The organism is Kangsaoukella pontilimi, assembly GCF_009830125.1.
GTDB classification, from domain to species: Bacteria; Pseudomonadota; Alphaproteobacteria; order Rhodobacterales; family Rhodobacteraceae; genus Kangsaoukella; species Kangsaoukella pontilimi.
The window spans coordinates 1,456,694-1,470,757 of record NZ_WUPT01000001.1; the positions used below are offsets into that span (position 1 = coordinate 1,456,694).

Sequence of the window (14,064 nt, forward strand, 5' to 3'; positions counted from 1 at the left end):
CACGAAAGGTCAAGTCTTAAGTTATTGATAGAATTGGATAATACCGTTCGCGCCGGTTAACGGCGGGTTAATGCCCCTAGTTCTCAGTGCTCTCGCTTTCGGCTTCCAGCTCTGCCTGCCAGCGGCGGTACTCGGCCACGTTCCGGTTATGCTCGTCCAGCGTCACGGCAAACTCATGCCCGCCGCCGCGCTTGGCCACGAAGAAGATGTAATCCGTCTCGTCCGGATCGAGAGCCGCCTCAATCGAGGCAAGCCCCGGATTGGCAATCGGCGTGGGCGGCAGCCCTTCGATCACATAGGTGTTCCACGGCGTCTCGCGGCGAAGCTCGCTCTGCCGGATACCTCTCCCCAGAATACCTTCGCCCCGCGTGATCCCGTAGATCACCGTCGGGTCGGTCTGCAGCCGGATACCCTGCTCCAGACGGTTGGCGAAGACGCTCGCCACGATCCGCCGCTCCTCGGGAACGCTGGTTTCCTTCTCGATGATCGAGGCAAGGATCAGCGCCTCTTCCGGCGTGTCCACGGGCGCGTCCGCCGCGCGGTTCTCCCAGGCCGAGAACAGCCGCTCGGTCTGCGCCGCGATCATGCGGTCCAGAAAGGCCTGCCGGTCATCGCCGGGACGGATCTCGTACCCGTCGGGCGCAAGAGAACCCTCATCCGGCACCGCGGCCACCTCGCCCGTGAAAAGGTTGGACCCGGAAATCGCGTTCACCACCTGCCAGCTCGTGACACCCTCGGCCACGATGACCCGGTACCGCGTCGCCACATCGTCCAGTGCGCTCGTGTACTCGGCCGGCACGTCTTCCACGGCCAGCGGGTCGAACTCGGCCACGACCTCGAAATCCTGCGTCGCGGCGTCCAGCTCGCGCACCCGCACGCTCTGGCTGGCAACCGACACGCGATAGATCACCTCGGTCCCGCAGGTCGACAGACCGTCGCCCGTAATCTCGGCCACGATCTCTTCCATCGAAGACCCCGGCTGGATCAGGAACGATCCCGCCTTCAACTGGTTGCTGCGCTCGGTGTAGTCCGCGCCGAGCCGATAGATCGTGGCGTTCGTGATCGCCCCATCCGCCGCCAGCCTGTCGGCCACCCGGCTCATCGTGCTTCCCGGCGGCACCTGCAGACACATCGCGTCCTCTAGCGGCCCCTCGGCCACGTATTGCCTCTGCCCCCAGCCGATGATCCCGGCCAACAGCACCAGCCCGACGATCAGCAGGGTCAGGACATTCGACGCAAGATTTCGCCACATCAGCGGTCGATCCGGCCCATGACGAGCGACGCATTGGTGCCGCCGAACCCGAAGGAGTTCGACAGCGCGACCCCGATCTCGCGCTCACGCTTGGCGTTGGGCGCAAGGTCCAGCTTCGGCTCGACCGCCGGGTTGTCCAAGTTGATCGTCGGCGGTGCCACCTGATCGCGGAGCGCCAGAATGCAGAAGATCGCCTCCACGGCGCCCGCCGCTCCAAGAAGGTGCCCGATGGACGACTTGGTCGAGCTCATCGTGGCCTTGGACGCCGCATCTCCCATCACCCGCTCGACCGCGCCCAGCTCGATCGTGTCGGCCATGGTCGAGGTGCCATGCGCGTTGATGTAGTCCACATCCGCCCCGGACAGGCCGGCCGAGCGCAGCGCGTTCCGCATGGCCCGCTCGCCGCCCTCGCCATCCTCCGAGGGCGCAGTGATGTGATAGGCGTCACCCGACAGACCATAGCCCAGGATCTCGGCGTAAATCTTTGCGCCCCGCGCCTTGGCGTGCTCGTATTCCTCCAGCACCACAACGCCCGCGCCCTCGCCCATGACGAACCCGTCCCGGTCCGCATCATAGGGCCGCGACGCTTTCTCGGGCTCATTGCCCCGCTTGGTGGAGAGCGCCTTGCACGCGTTGAACCCGGCGATCCCGATCTCGCAGATCGGGCTTTCCGCGCCGCCGGCCACCATGACGTCCGCATCGCCCAGCATGATCAGCCGCGCCGCGTCCCCGATGGCATGCGCGCCCGTCGAACAGGCCGTGACAACCGCATGGTTCGGCCCCTTGAAGCCGTAGCGGATCGACACCTGCCCCGAGACGAGGTTGATCAGTGCGCCGGGGATAAAGAACGGCGACACCCGCCGCGCGCCGCGCTCCTTGATCAGAACAGCGGTCTCCGCGATGGACTGCAGCCCGCCAATGCCCGAGCCGATCATGACGCCCGTCCGCTCACGATCCTCTGTGCCCTCGGGCATCCAACCCGAATCCTTCACCGCCATCTCGGCAGCGGCCATCCCGTACAGGATAAAGTCGTCGACCTTCCGCTGCTCCTTGGGCTCCATCCAGTCGTCCGGATTGAATGTGCCGTCCGACCCGTCGCCGCGCGGTATCTCGCAGGCATAGGTGGTTGCCAGATGCCCCGCGTCGAACCGCGTGATCGTGCCCGCGCCGCTCTGACCGGCCAGAAGCCGCGTCCATGTCTCCTCGACCCCCGCCGCCAGCGGAGAGACCATCCCAAGACCCGTTACAACAACCCGACGCATGCCCGCCTCCGTTCAGGAATTGCTTTGCACTCCGACATACACGTGCCGAAAACCGGGCGCAATCAAAGGGGGCGGCGAAACGCCGACCCGAGGACCGCCGCAAAAGAAAACGGCGCGCCCCGCCAGGGACGCGCCGCCTTCAAGAACGGATGGGAAGTCGCTTCAGACGGCTTCCTTGATGAACTTCACCGCATCGCCGAACGTCTGGATGGTTTCAGCGGCGTCGTCCGGAATTTCGATGCCGAATTCTTCTTCGAAAGCCATCACCAGCTCGACCGTGTCGAGGCTGTCCGCGCCCAGATCATCGATGAACGAGGCGTTCTCGGTGACTTTGTCTTCTTCGACGCCCAGATGTTCGACGACGATTTTGCGCGTGCGATCTTGGATGTCGCTCATGTTAATTCCTCACGTGTTCCTCGGGTCTCGTCCCGTCGTTGATTATACCGCCCCTGGGGACGAAAAACAGCCGGGCCGCTGGCGGCTCCCGGCTGGGATGTGGGCGCCCTATAGCACATCGTTTCCACAAGGCAAACGATAAGGTGAACGCCCGCAAGCCTGCCTACAGCATGGCCATTCCGCCGTTCACATGCAATGTCGTTCCCGTGACATAGCCGGCTTCAGGGCTGGCGAGGTACAGAACGGCCGCCGCGATCTCGCTTGCCTCGCCCATCCGTCCCGCCGGCACCTGGGTCAGAATCTTGGCCTGCTGTTCCTCGTTCAGCTTGTCCGTCATCGCCGTGGTGATGAAACCCGGCGCCACCGCGTTCACGGTGATCCCCCGGCTCGCCACCTCATAGGCCAGCGACTTCGACATGCCCACCAGCCCGGCCTTGGACGCCGCGTAATTGGCCTGCCCCGGATTGCCCGTCGACCCGACCACGGACGAGATATTCACGATCCGGCCCCAGCGGGATTTCATCATGCCCCGCATAACACCTTTCGAGAGCAGCATCGCGGCGGTCAGGTTGACCTCTATGACGCTGTCCCACTCGTCCTCGGACATCCGCATGAACAGGTTGTCCCGCGTCACGCCCGCGTTGTTCACAAGGATATCGACCGATCCCATCGCCTCCGCCGCCACCTTGGGCAGCGCATTGACCGCCTCGCGGTCCGAGAGGTTGCAGGGCGTCACATGCACCCGCTCACCCAGCTCGCCCGCCAGATCCTGCAAGGGCGCCTCACGCGTGCCGGACAGGGCCACGGTCGCCCCCGCCCCATGCAGGGCCCGCGCAATGGCCGCGCCGATCCCGCCAGAGGCGCCGGTGACAAGAGCCGTCTTTCCGCTCAGATCGAACATGCCTCACTCCTTCTTCTTGGTTGAAATGCGTTGCCTACGCCTTGCCCGCCGCACCGCGCACGTCATCGGGGCCAGAGACGGCCCGCGTCTCGGCCTCTTTGGCGATGCGCCGTATCATGCCGGTCAGCGCTTTGCCCGCTCCGATCTCCCAGAAGGAGGTCACGCCGCCCTCCGTCGCCATCCAGTCGACGCTCTCGCGCCACCGGACCGAATGGGTCACCTGCTCGACCAGCAGATCGCGGATTTTGGCTTTGTCCGACACGGGCCGCGCGGCCACGTTCGAGACGACCGGAACGCTCGGGTCACTCATGTCCACACCGGCCAGCGCCTCGGCCATCGCGTCGGCCGCGGGCGCCATCAGGCTGCAATGGAACGGGGCGGACACCGGCAGCATCAGCGCCCGCTTGGCGCCGCGCTCCTTGGCAAGTTCCGCCGCCCGCTCCACGGCGCCCTTGTGGCCCGAGACCACGACTTGCGCCGGGTCGTTGTCATTGGCGGCCGCGCAAACCTCGCCCCCTGCCGCATCCGCCGCGATTGCCTGAACGGTCGTAATTTCGAGGCCAAGGATCGCGGCCATCGCGCCCTCGCCGACCGGAACCGCGGCTTGCATCGCCTCGCCCCTCAGACGGAGAAGCCGCGCCGCATCCGCCACCGAAAACGTGCCCGCCGCACAAAGTGCCGAATATTCCCCCAGCGAATGCCCGGCCACAAAGGCCGCATCAGTGACGCTCACGCCCTCGGCCTCCAAGGCACGAACAACTGCCATGGACATGGCCATCAACGCGGGCTGGGCATTCTGCGTCAGGGTCAACTCCGCCTGATCTCCCTCCCAGATCAGCGATGACAGCTTTTCGCCCAGGGCGTCGTCCACCTCGTCGAAAACCGCCCGCGCCGCCGGATAGGCCTCGGCCAGGTCGCTGCCCATGCCGATGGTCTGCGCCCCCTGTCCCGGAAATACGAATGCAAGGCTCATGCCCGTCCCTCCCTCGTTTTTTCCTGCCTACCCCGCAACTTGCCGACCGGCAAGCAAATGCGCCCCCTGCAGCCACATTAATTAACACTTTTATTAATTAACGAATCAGTTCAATAATGCTCGCATGCAGGACGACGCCCAACTCGACGCCATCTTCTCGGCCCTCGCTCACCCGACCCGGCGCGACATCCTCGCCCGGCTCGCAAAAGGCCCGGCCACGGTGAACGAGCTCGCTGCCCCATACGACATCAGCCTGCCCGCGATCTCGAAACATGTCCGCGTGCTTCAGAACGCCGGCTTCATCGCCAAGGGCCGCAACGCACAGTTCCGCCCCTGCACGCTCGACGCCAGCGCCATCGCGCGGGTGGCCGACTGGACCGCCGCTTACAGCCACATCTGGGACGCACGCTTCGACGCGATGGATCACGTCCTGAAAAACCTGAAGGGAGACCCCGAATGACCGACACACCCGTCTGGGTCCGGATCGAGCGCCACTTCTCCGCCCCCATCGCCCGGGTCTGGGACATGTGGACCGACCCCGACCTCTTCCGCCAATGGTACGGACCGAACGGCATGAGCGTGCCGGTTGCCGAACTGGACCTCCGCATCGGCGGCACCCGCCGCATCTGCATGGCGATGTCTCGCCCCGACGGCGAAATGCGCATGTGGTTCACCGGCGTCTACAAGGAGATCACGCCTAAGACGCGGCTGGTTTATACCGAGAGCATGGCCGACGAGAGCGGCACGATCATCTCCCCGCAAGCCATGGGAATGCCCGAAGGCGCGCCAGACGTTACCGAAGTCATCGTGGATCTCGCCGAAGACTCCCGCGGCACGAAGATGACCATGGTTCATCGGGGCGTCCCCGCCGGAACCGCAGGCGAAGGCGGCTGGAAACAGGCCTTCGAGAAACTCGCAGCCCGTCTGGAAGCCGCCTGACGGCGCGGGTCAGCCCGCGATATCGACGACCACGCGCCCCTTGACCTGACCCTTCAGGATATCGGCACCCAAACGCGGAAGATCGTCCAGCGTCGCGGGCTGGACCATCGCCTCCAGCTTGTCCATCGGCAGATCCCGCGCCACCCGCTCCCAGGCCCGGACGCGGTTCTCATAGGGCTGCATGACACTGTCGATGCCGAGAAGGTTCACACCGCGAAGCAGGAACGGCACAACCGTCGCAGGAAGGGCTGCCCCGCCGGCAAGCCCCACGGCGGCGACCGACGCGCCATATCTCATCTGCCCCAGCACGCGGGCCAGCATCGCGCCGCCCACCGCATCGACGCAGCCTGCCCATGTCTCGGTTTCGAGCGGCCGCTTGACCGTTTCGGCCAGATCCTCGCGCGGCACGATCCGGCTTGCGCCCAGTCCCTTCAGATAGTCTTCGGTCTCGGGCCGCCCCGTCACGGCGGCGACCTCGTAGCCCAGATTGGCCAGAATGGCTGTCGCCACAGAACCCACGCCACCCGCGGCACCGGTCACCAGAACCTCACCTTTCTCAGGGGTTAGCCCGTGATCTTCCAGCGCCATCACCGCCAGCATCGCGGTGAACCCGGCTGTTCCGACCGCCATGGCCTGGCGCGTGGTCAGCCCTTCGGGCAAGGGCACCAGCCAATCGGCCCTGACCCGCGCCTTTTCCGAATACCCGCCCCAATGCGCCTCGCCCACGCGCCAGCCGGTCAGAACCACGCGGTCGCCGGGGCTGTAGCGCGGATCGTCCGACGCCTCGACCACACCGGCGAAATCGATGCCCGGCACATGGGGATAATTGCGCACCAGACCACCACCCGGCCCAACGCAAAGCCCGTCCTTGTAATTGACCGTCGAATACTCGACCGCCACCGTCACCTCGCCCTCGGGCAGGTCATCAAGTGTCAACTCCTTGACGGAAGCCTTTGTTTTTCCGTCCTCATCCTTTTCGACGACAAGTGCCTTGAACATGAGTGCCCCCCTCTGGAGTTTTTCTGTCGGTCCTCTGGCACCGGCCTCCCGGCACCACCCGGCAATCGCACCCCGAAATACAGGCGGCCTCCCCGGGGGGCAAGCAAGCTGCACGCGCCAGCCTCTAGTGCGAAGGCTCCCCGGCATCATCCGGCATGACGAAAAGATCGGTGTCCTCGGGCTTTGCCCCCGCCGCCGTCAGCATGGCATGAACCTGCCCGCGGTGGTGGGTCTGGTGATTGAAGAAATGGACGACGCAGAAATCGAGCGGCTTCGTCGCCTGACGGCCCAGCACGCGCGAGAAGAAGGACAGGTCCCCATCAAGCCGGTCCTGCGTTATCGCCCCGGCCCAGGCCAGAATGCGGGTATCCGCCTCTTGCCGACGCTCCCGCAGATCAACCCAGTCCGCCACCCAGCTCGCACTTTCCGAGATGCCGGCCTCGATTGTCTCCCACCCGTCGAACCGGCTCATCCACAGAATATCCGCCCAGAGCAGGTGCGACAGCGTCCCGTGGATCGACCCGAAAAACGCGCCCCGATCCTCGCGCCGCGCCGCATCGCTCAGCCCATCCGCCGCCCTGTAAAGACTGCGGTTCTGCCACGCGTTGTAGCGGGCCATCGTGTCGACATATGCGGGTGTGATCATCGTGTTCTCCTTGTTCCGCCTTACCTTTGATGCCCGCCCCCGGATATCAAGCGCCCAATTGACTGAACCTTTCTGTCCGCCCGTGCGTAGAAGACAGGCAAGCACAGGAAAACGCCCCCATGATCGACGCCATCAACATCCTTCTTGCCCTTGCCTCTATCGGGCTGGGGGCCATCGGCTGGCTCGCGCCCCGCTACACGATGGGTGTCCTCGACCTCGAGACCAACGGCTCGACCATGGGCACAAGTGAGATTCGCGCCGCATCGGGGGCGCTCTTCATCGGCCTCGGACTTGGCGCCCTTATCCTCGGCAGCCCGATCGCCTACGCGATGATCGGCTTCGCCTGGGCCGGCGCCGCCGTGGGCCGCGTCACCTCCATCGCGCTGGACGAGGCACCCACCCGCCGCACATGGGGGTTCGCGGCCACCGAGATTGTCGTCGCGGGCCTTCTCTTGGCCCTCAATCTCTGAGACCCGCACGTCCCTTCTTCTTGGCAAAAAAACTCCGGGGGAGCGGCCTGCAAGGCAGGCTGCGGGGGCAGAGCCCCTTTCCACGCGGCCCTTAAACACCTATATCAACCCTGTTCCGGCAACGGGACTATGGACATAAACGCGCTCGTAATAAGCGGATCGGACCCGGGGGCGGTACCCGGCGGCTCCACCAATATCCCGTCGTTGGCGGACAGAGGGGCCGAAATAGGATCGACGAACGTCTAAAGGGGTTAGCTTTGTCCCGGTGAGGTACCACCGTTATCGGTCCGACAAGTACAGTTGCCAACGACAACCGTGCTCCGGTCGCGCTCGCAGCCTAAGCTGCGCGCAAGATCGAAACTTAAGCCCTTGCGCCTAGCCGCGTAAGGCGGGGTTCGCAGGCACCTGGCAACAGAAGCCTGCACTTTCCCACCATTCGCGCCCGCCCGGAAACGGCCTCCGCCCTGTGACACGGGCCGAAACCGCATCAATGTCGATTTTCCGCCGACCCGCCTTTTCAACGCAACCGAATCTCTTATGCTGACCTCAGGCGACGGAGGCCCCATGACCCGCAGCATCGATTACGGCAACCTCATGCATCAGGCCATGCGCGGCCTGATCCAGAACGTCCTCGAAGACGTGGCCGAGCATGGGCTTCCGGGTCAGCACCACTTCTTTATCACCTTCGACACGATGCACCCGGACGTGGAGCTCGCCGACTGGCTGTCGGACCGCTATCCGGACGAAATGACCGTGGTCATGCAGCACTGGTTCGACGGCCTCGAAGTCACCGATGACGGCTTCAGTATCACGCTGAACTTCGGCGACACGCCCGAGCCTCTGTATATCCCCTACGACGCCATCAAGACCTTCGTCGACCCCTCCGTCGAATTCGGTCTCCGGTTCGAGACCCAGGACGATCACGATGACGACGACGGGGACGATGATGAGCCGGATGCGCCCGATCCCGGCCCCGCGCCCAAGGGCGACGCAGAAATCGTCAGCCTCGACCGTTTCCGGAAATAGCGCCCGCGCCCTCTTTGGGTCACCCGGCGTTCAGGAATTCGCCACATTTCGACTCCAGTCTGACCCCGTTGCCAGCAGGGGAGTCGCTCCATGTTCTTTCGTGATCTGAAGCCCAAGACCGACGTGACGCTCAGCGTGAACCTTGCGCGGGTCCACCTGCCTGTGCGTCTCGGTCACCGCGACGCCCACAAGAGCTTTGCGGAACCTCTGGCCCGGCAACTGGCCGCCGCAGGCCTTGGTGTCGTCACAGACTGCACCGCCCATGGCAGCGCGCCCGCCGATGTCTTCGGCGTCGACCTGCATCTCGGCCTCACCCGCGCCGATCGCGGCACGCTGGAGACCGTCGCGCGGATGCTCGAACATCTCGCCGCCCCCTGCGGTTCGTCGATCCGTTTGGCCGATGGCGGCCAGCCGCTGGTCTTCGGCGCGTCCGAAGGGCTGGAACTCACGCTCGAAGCCGACGCAGCCCCCACCGCCGAGGCCCGTCGCGGCATCGCCCGCGCCTGCGCCGATGCACTCCGCGAAGACGGCGTCTTCCGCGGCTGGGTCGAACGCGGCGGCAAGACCGTGTTTTTCTTCTATGGTCAGGATTTCACCCGGATGCGCGCCCGCCTCGCCGAGGCGCTCTCCGGCAACCCGCAATTCCGCTCGGCCCTGACCCGCCGCATGGCCTGAAGAGCCCCCTCATCGCATTGCACGCGCCCCGCGCGCTCAATATAGCTGGCCTCCGGAGCAACCGAGGAAAGGCCAGACCATGACCGCGACCCGCACGGAAACCGACAGCTTCGGCCCGCTCGAAGTGCCCGCCGACAAGTACTGGGGCGCGCAGACGCAGCGCAGCCTGATCAATTTCCCCATCGGCTGGGAGAAGCAGCCCGTCGCCATCGTCCGCGCCCTCGGCGTCATCAAACAGGCCTGCGCCGAGGCGAACAAGGCCGCCGGCGCGCTCGACGCCGACAAGGCCGACGCCATCATCGAAGCCGCCTCCGAAGTCGTGGCCGGCAAGCTCGACGACCACTTCCCGCTGGTCGTCTGGCAGACCGGCTCCGGCACCCAGTCCAACATGAACGCGAACGAGGTCATCGCCAACCGCGCCATCGAACTTCTGGGCGGTGTGATCGGCTCCAAGGACCCGGTCCACCCGAACGATCATTGCAACATGGGCCAGTCGTCCAACGACACCTTCCCAACGGCCATGCACATCGCCACCGCCATGACCGCGCGCGACGTGCTCCTGCCGGGCCTACGGCACCTCCACGCCGCGCTCGCCGCCAAGGTCGAAGAGTTCGACGGCATCATCAAGATCGGCCGCACCCACACGATGGACGCCACGCCGCTGACGCTGGCGCAGGAGTTCTCGGGCTACACGCACCAGGTCGCCAAATCCATCGAACGGATCGAGGCCGCGCTCGGCGACATCTACGAGCTTGCCCAGGGCGGCACCGCCGTCGGCACGGGCCTCAACACCCGCCCCGGCTGGGCCGAGGACGTGGCCGCCAACATGGCCCGCATCACCGGCCTGCCGTTTGTCACCGCGCCGAACAAGTTCGAGGCGCTCGCCGCCCATGACGCCATGGTCGCCATGTCCGGTGCGCTCAAGGCCGCCGCCGCCGCGCTCTTCAAGGTCGCCAATGACATCCGCCTTCTCGGCTCCGGACCCCGCTGCGGCCTCTACGAACTGCTCCTGCCCGAGAACGAGCCCGGCTCGTCGATCATGCCCGGCAAGGTCAACCCGACCCAGTGCGAGGCGATGACCCAGGTCTGCGCCCATGTGATCGGCAACGACGCCGCCGTCGGCTTCGCCGGTAGCCAGGGCCACTTCGAGCTGAACGTCTACAAGCCCATGATCGCCTATAACGTGCTGCAATCCATGCAGCTTCTGGGCGACGCGGCCCGCGCCTTCACCGACAACTGCGTCTCGGGCATCCGCGCCAACGAATCCCGGATCGACCAGCTCATGCGCGAGAGCCTGATGCTTGTCACCGCGCTCGCCCCCACCATCGGGTATGATAACGCCACCACCGTCGCCAAGACCGCCCACAAGAACGGCACGACGCTGCGCGAAGAGGCCGTCAAACTCGGCTTCGTGGACGAGGCGACCTTCGACCAGGTCGTGCGCCCCGAAAAGATGATCGGTCCCAAGTGACGGAAAAACCCATCAACCTGAACCGGGTGCGCAAGGCCCGCGCGCGGGACGCGGCCCGAAAAGAGGCTGACGCCAACGCCGTGAAGTTCGGCCGCACAAAGGCCGAGCGTCTGCTCGACGCCGCCCGTACCGAACAGGCCCGCCGCGTCCTCGACGCGCACCGCACCGAGGACGACGAAGAAGACGCATGAGCCGCCCGGTCAAACACTCGCTCACGATCCGGGGACACCGCACCTCGGTCTCGCTTGAGGAACCGTTCTGGCTGGCCTTCCGCGAAATCGCGGCGGCGCGCGGCCTCGGCCTGAACGAGTTGGCGGCGGAAATTGACGAAGAGCGCGGCGCGGAAAGCGGCCTTGCCTCCGCCATCCGTGTATATGTGCTCGACTGGCACCGCAGGCGCGACGCCTAGCGCGCCACCGCCCTCAGCCGAATACCGTCCCGCGCCCGCACAGTCAGATGCGCCACCGGCACGGGCGGGTCCATAACCTCGAACCGCCACTCCTTCAGGAGCGCCGCCAGCAGCACCGTCGCCTCCGCCATCGCGAACCCCGCACCGGGGCAAACCCGCGGCCCTGCCGAGAACGGGATGAACGCCTCGCGCCGCGCCGTGCGGGTCGCCTCATCCTCCCACCGCGCAGGGTCGAAAGCGTCCGGCTCCGACCAGATTCGCTCATGCCGGTGCAGATGCCAGGGCGACAACACAATCTGCGCGCCCTTCGGCACCTGCCGCTTGCGGAACACGTCGCCCTCCGCCGCCTCGCGCACCATCATCGGCACCGGCGGGTAAAGCCTCAGTACCTCGCGCAGAACGTTCCGCGTGACCTTAAGCGCGGAAAGCCCCGCCAGCCCCGCTTCCGGGTCGAACCCCGCCAACTCCTCCGCCACCCGCTCCTGCCATTCCGGCGCCGCCGCCAGACACCAGAGCGTCCAGCCCAGATGCGCCGCGCTCGTCTCATGGCCTGCGAGGAAGAAGATCGCCACCTGATCGACCATCTCGTCGGATGAGAACGTCGCCCCCGTCTCCGGGTCGGGCGTCGTCATGATCCGGGTCGCCAAATCGTCCGGCGCGCGCCCCTCGCGTATCTCTTCCGTCCGCGCCGCGACGAGGTCCCCGATCAACCGCCGCAACTCCCGTGCCGCAGCCCTCGTCTTTTTCCGGTGCACCACCGGCAGACCGGGGATCAGCGCCGGCAAGGTGGCGACCGGCTGCGCCCGCTGAAAGATGCGAAACGCGCGATAGGTGTCCTCTGCGATCCGCTTCGTGATAGGGATCGAGAACAGCGTGCGGAAGATCACGTCCGCCGTCGCCCGGCTGGCCAGCGCCTCGATGTCCAGCACCCCCGCCTCCAAGCGCGCCCCCGTATCCCGCGCTGCCGCCACCATCGCCGGGAACACGTCCCGCAGCCGCCCGCCCTCGAAGGCCGGGTCGATGATCCGCCGCTGATGCGCCCAGAGGTCGCCATTGGTGACGAAGACAGACGCCCCCAGAAGCGGCCTTAACCCGGCCGTCACCCGCCCCGACTTGGGAAACGCCTCCGGCCGCCCCGACAGCACGCGGCGCACAAGATCCGGCTGGTTCACCAGAAAGGACCGGAAAAACGGCGTCCGGAACTCGGCCATCCACGCGTGGTAAAGCCGCTCGGGCTGCGCCGACAGGATGTCCTGACGGAACAGCCGCCAGTAGCGCCAGAGCGAGACCCGGTCAGGCCGCGACGCCGGCTTCGGCGGGATCATCGCACGACGGAATGCATGGTCGAGGTAAAGCGCGACGCGGGCACGTCGATCCGGCTGGCCGAGGGCCGCCGCCCCCGGAACCGCTGCGCCAGCGTCTGCGGGCCTGCGGTGATCCGGAAATAGTCGTAATCGCCCGGCCGGTCGAAGGCGCAGAGATACTGGAAATGCAGCCGGAAGAACCGCCAGCGCATCGCCTTCAGCGTCTCCGGCGCCAGCGTCTTCGAGAACGCCGCCGAGATGATGAGCGGCCATTGCTGCCCCTTGGCAGGCGCGACGCCCGTGACCGCCACCGGGTCCGAAAGAGCAAAGGAACACCCGTCCCCGGGCGCTGACACGTCGAGCCAGGTGATCGTCTCGGCCATGGACAACAGCCTGAGATCCCCCCTCAGCCGCCGCGCCTTGGGCAGGAAACTGACCATCGGAATGACCTGCCCCAGTGTAAGCAATGACAGAACCGCGCCCCGCTCGGGCACCCGGTTCAGCCGGACGATATCGGCCACCACGGACACGGCAAGCTGCGCGCCCGAGGAATGGCCGACGACCAGAACCTCATCCACGTCGGGGTCACGAAGCGCCGCCTCGATCCGGTGGCGGAACTCATGCAGGCGCGCCTCGATCTCGGCCGGATAGGCGCCGCGCTCTGAAGCCGTATAGGCATAATCCTGCATCAGGTAATAGGCGAAGGTCTTGTCGTCCTTCGACTTGAACCAGCGCATCGCGGCGACGAAGACAGGCAGGAACACGCCCCAGAACACCGCCGCCGACACAATGGCCGCCACCCAGCCGATGGGCGCACGGCCCGCAAGCCCCATGGCCAACTCGCTGGCCCGGAGCGTCACGAACCCCGCAAGGCTCGCCACGACACCCGCGCCCAGAAGCGCCAGCAGAAACTGTCCCAAAAGCATCACGATCGGATAGAGCGCCGCGATGACCGGCCCCTTGGCCAGCCACGAAAGCCGCCGGAACGCGCCGGTCGAAAGATAAATCCAGACCGTCCGGATCAGCGCCAGATAGGTCGCCCAGATGCCGCCCGACATCGAGGACTGCACAAGGTCGTGCCAGACCAGCACCTCCACCCGCGACACGGTGCGCCCGCCCTCCATATCAGAACGGACCATCCAGCCGGTCTCGCCCCGGAGTGGCTTCATCTCGATCCGATAGTCCGAAATGCCGGCCTGTTTCGCGCTCTCGGCCCGGTACAGCTCGCGATAGCGGCGGGGCGGATAGGGGTCGTAGCCGGGGATGTAGAACACCCGGCGACGATCAACGCGCGATTTTCCCCGGTGCAGCATGGGCATGACCCTAGACCATGAAACGGGA

At 65.9% G+C, this 14,064-nt stretch carries 17 protein-coding genes and 1 other RNA gene; 9 read left to right on the forward strand and 9 right to left on the reverse strand.

From position 1 onward, the window contains the following. Positions 1-76: 76 nt before the first annotated feature. The 5 genes from mltG to fabD form a co-directional block, all read right to left on the reverse strand. The gene (mltG, locus tag GQ651_RS07275) at positions 77-1,252 is read right to left on the reverse strand and encodes an endolytic transglycosylase MltG (RefSeq protein WP_160763512.1); all 1,176 of its coding nucleotides are present in this window, start codon (positions 1,250-1,252) and stop codon (positions 77-79) included. After that, on the reverse strand, positions 1,252-2,514 hold the full coding sequence (fabF, locus tag GQ651_RS07280; protein ID WP_160763513.1) for a beta-ketoacyl-ACP synthase II: 1,263 nt from the start codon (positions 2,512-2,514) through the stop codon (positions 1,252-1,254). The genes mltG and fabF overlap by 1 nt, the downstream gene beginning before the upstream one ends. A 162-nt stretch (positions 2,515-2,676) precedes the next feature. Next, positions 2,677-2,910 (reverse strand): acyl carrier protein, encoded by a 234-nt coding sequence (locus tag GQ651_RS07285; RefSeq protein WP_160763514.1) that lies wholly within the window; start codon positions 2,908-2,910, stop codon positions 2,677-2,679. Positions 2,911-3,073: 163 nt separating this feature from the next. Then, positions 3,074-3,811 (reverse strand): 3-oxoacyl-[acyl-carrier-protein] reductase, encoded by a 738-nt coding sequence (gene fabG, locus GQ651_RS07290; protein ID WP_160763515.1) that lies wholly within the window; start codon positions 3,809-3,811, stop codon positions 3,074-3,076. A gap of 34 nt (positions 3,812-3,845) precedes the next feature. Next, complete coding sequence (gene fabD / locus GQ651_RS07295; RefSeq protein ID WP_160763516.1) at positions 3,846-4,784, reverse strand: ACP S-malonyltransferase; 939 nt, start codon at positions 4,782-4,784, stop codon at positions 3,846-3,848. Between the two features lie 124 nt (positions 4,785-4,908). Here fabD and GQ651_RS07300 point away from each other — a divergent pair, with 124 nt between their 5' ends. Beyond that, a complete protein-coding gene (locus GQ651_RS07300; protein WP_160763517.1) occupies positions 4,909-5,244 on the forward strand; it encodes an ArsR/SmtB family transcription factor in 336 nt (111 codons plus the stop codon). Next, a complete protein-coding gene (locus GQ651_RS07305; RefSeq protein ID WP_160763518.1) occupies positions 5,241-5,723 on the forward strand; it encodes an SRPBCC family protein in 483 nt (160 codons plus the stop codon). The genes GQ651_RS07300 and GQ651_RS07305 overlap by 4 nt, the downstream gene beginning before the upstream one ends. A gap of 9 nt (positions 5,724-5,732) precedes the next feature. Here the strand turns inward: GQ651_RS07305 and acuI are convergent, their stop codons facing one another. Both acuI and GQ651_RS07315 read right to left on the reverse strand, forming a co-directional pair. After that, positions 5,733-6,722, reverse strand: a complete 990-nt coding sequence (acuI, locus tag GQ651_RS07310) for an acrylyl-CoA reductase (NADPH) (protein ID WP_160763519.1) — start codon at positions 6,720-6,722, stop codon at positions 5,733-5,735. Positions 6,723-6,846: 124 nt separating this feature from the next. Further along, positions 6,847-7,368: a DinB family protein gene (locus tag GQ651_RS07315; protein ID WP_160763520.1), complete on the reverse strand. Its 522-nt coding sequence runs from the start codon at positions 7,366-7,368 to the stop codon at positions 6,847-6,849. 119 nt (positions 7,369-7,487) lie between these two features. Between GQ651_RS07315 and GQ651_RS07320 the strand changes: the two genes are divergently transcribed. The 7 genes from GQ651_RS07320 to GQ651_RS07350 all read left to right on the forward strand — a co-directional run bounded on the left by GQ651_RS07320 (position 7,488) and on the right by GQ651_RS07350 (position 11,419). Beyond that, the gene (locus GQ651_RS07320) at positions 7,488-7,838 is read left to right on the forward strand and encodes a DUF4345 family protein (protein WP_160763521.1); all 351 of its coding nucleotides are present in this window, start codon (positions 7,488-7,490) and stop codon (positions 7,836-7,838) included. Between the two features lie 73 nt (positions 7,839-7,911). Next, positions 7,912-8,264, forward strand: a transfer-messenger RNA (tmRNA) gene (gene ssrA, locus GQ651_RS07325). Positions 8,265-8,402: 138 nt separating this feature from the next. After that, positions 8,403-8,864: an SspB family protein gene (locus GQ651_RS07330; protein WP_160763522.1), complete on the forward strand. Its 462-nt coding sequence runs from the start codon at positions 8,403-8,405 to the stop codon at positions 8,862-8,864. Between the two features lie 90 nt (positions 8,865-8,954). Next, complete coding sequence (locus GQ651_RS07335) at positions 8,955-9,539, forward strand: hypothetical protein (protein ID WP_160763523.1); 585 nt, start codon at positions 8,955-8,957, stop codon at positions 9,537-9,539. Positions 9,540-9,618: 79 nt separating this feature from the next. Continuing rightward, positions 9,619-11,010, forward strand: a complete 1,392-nt coding sequence (gene fumC / locus GQ651_RS07340) for a class II fumarate hydratase (RefSeq protein WP_160763524.1) — start codon at positions 9,619-9,621, stop codon at positions 11,008-11,010. After that, a complete protein-coding gene (locus GQ651_RS07345) occupies positions 11,007-11,201 on the forward strand; it encodes a DUF4169 family protein (RefSeq protein WP_160763525.1) in 195 nt (64 codons plus the stop codon). Before fumC ends, GQ651_RS07345 begins: the two co-directional genes overlap by 4 nt. Then, positions 11,198-11,419 carry a ribbon-helix-helix domain-containing protein gene (locus GQ651_RS07350; protein WP_160763526.1) on the forward strand — a complete coding sequence of 74 codons (222 nt, stop codon included), beginning with the start codon at positions 11,198-11,200 and terminating at the stop codon, positions 11,417-11,419. The genes GQ651_RS07345 and GQ651_RS07350 overlap by 4 nt, the downstream gene beginning before the upstream one ends. On the opposite strand, the gene GQ651_RS07355 is transcribed toward GQ651_RS07350, so the two are convergent. Together GQ651_RS07355 and GQ651_RS07360 are read right to left on the reverse strand one after the other, a co-directional pair. Then, positions 11,416-12,744, reverse strand: a complete 1,329-nt coding sequence (locus tag GQ651_RS07355; protein ID WP_160763527.1) for a cytochrome P450 — start codon at positions 12,742-12,744, stop codon at positions 11,416-11,418. The genes GQ651_RS07350 and GQ651_RS07355 overlap by 4 nt on opposite strands. Next, positions 12,741-14,036, reverse strand: a complete 1,296-nt coding sequence (locus tag GQ651_RS07360) for a hypothetical protein (RefSeq protein ID WP_160763528.1) — start codon at positions 14,034-14,036, stop codon at positions 12,741-12,743. The genes GQ651_RS07355 and GQ651_RS07360 overlap by 4 nt, the downstream gene beginning before the upstream one ends. Positions 14,037-14,064 lie beyond the last annotated feature (28 nt).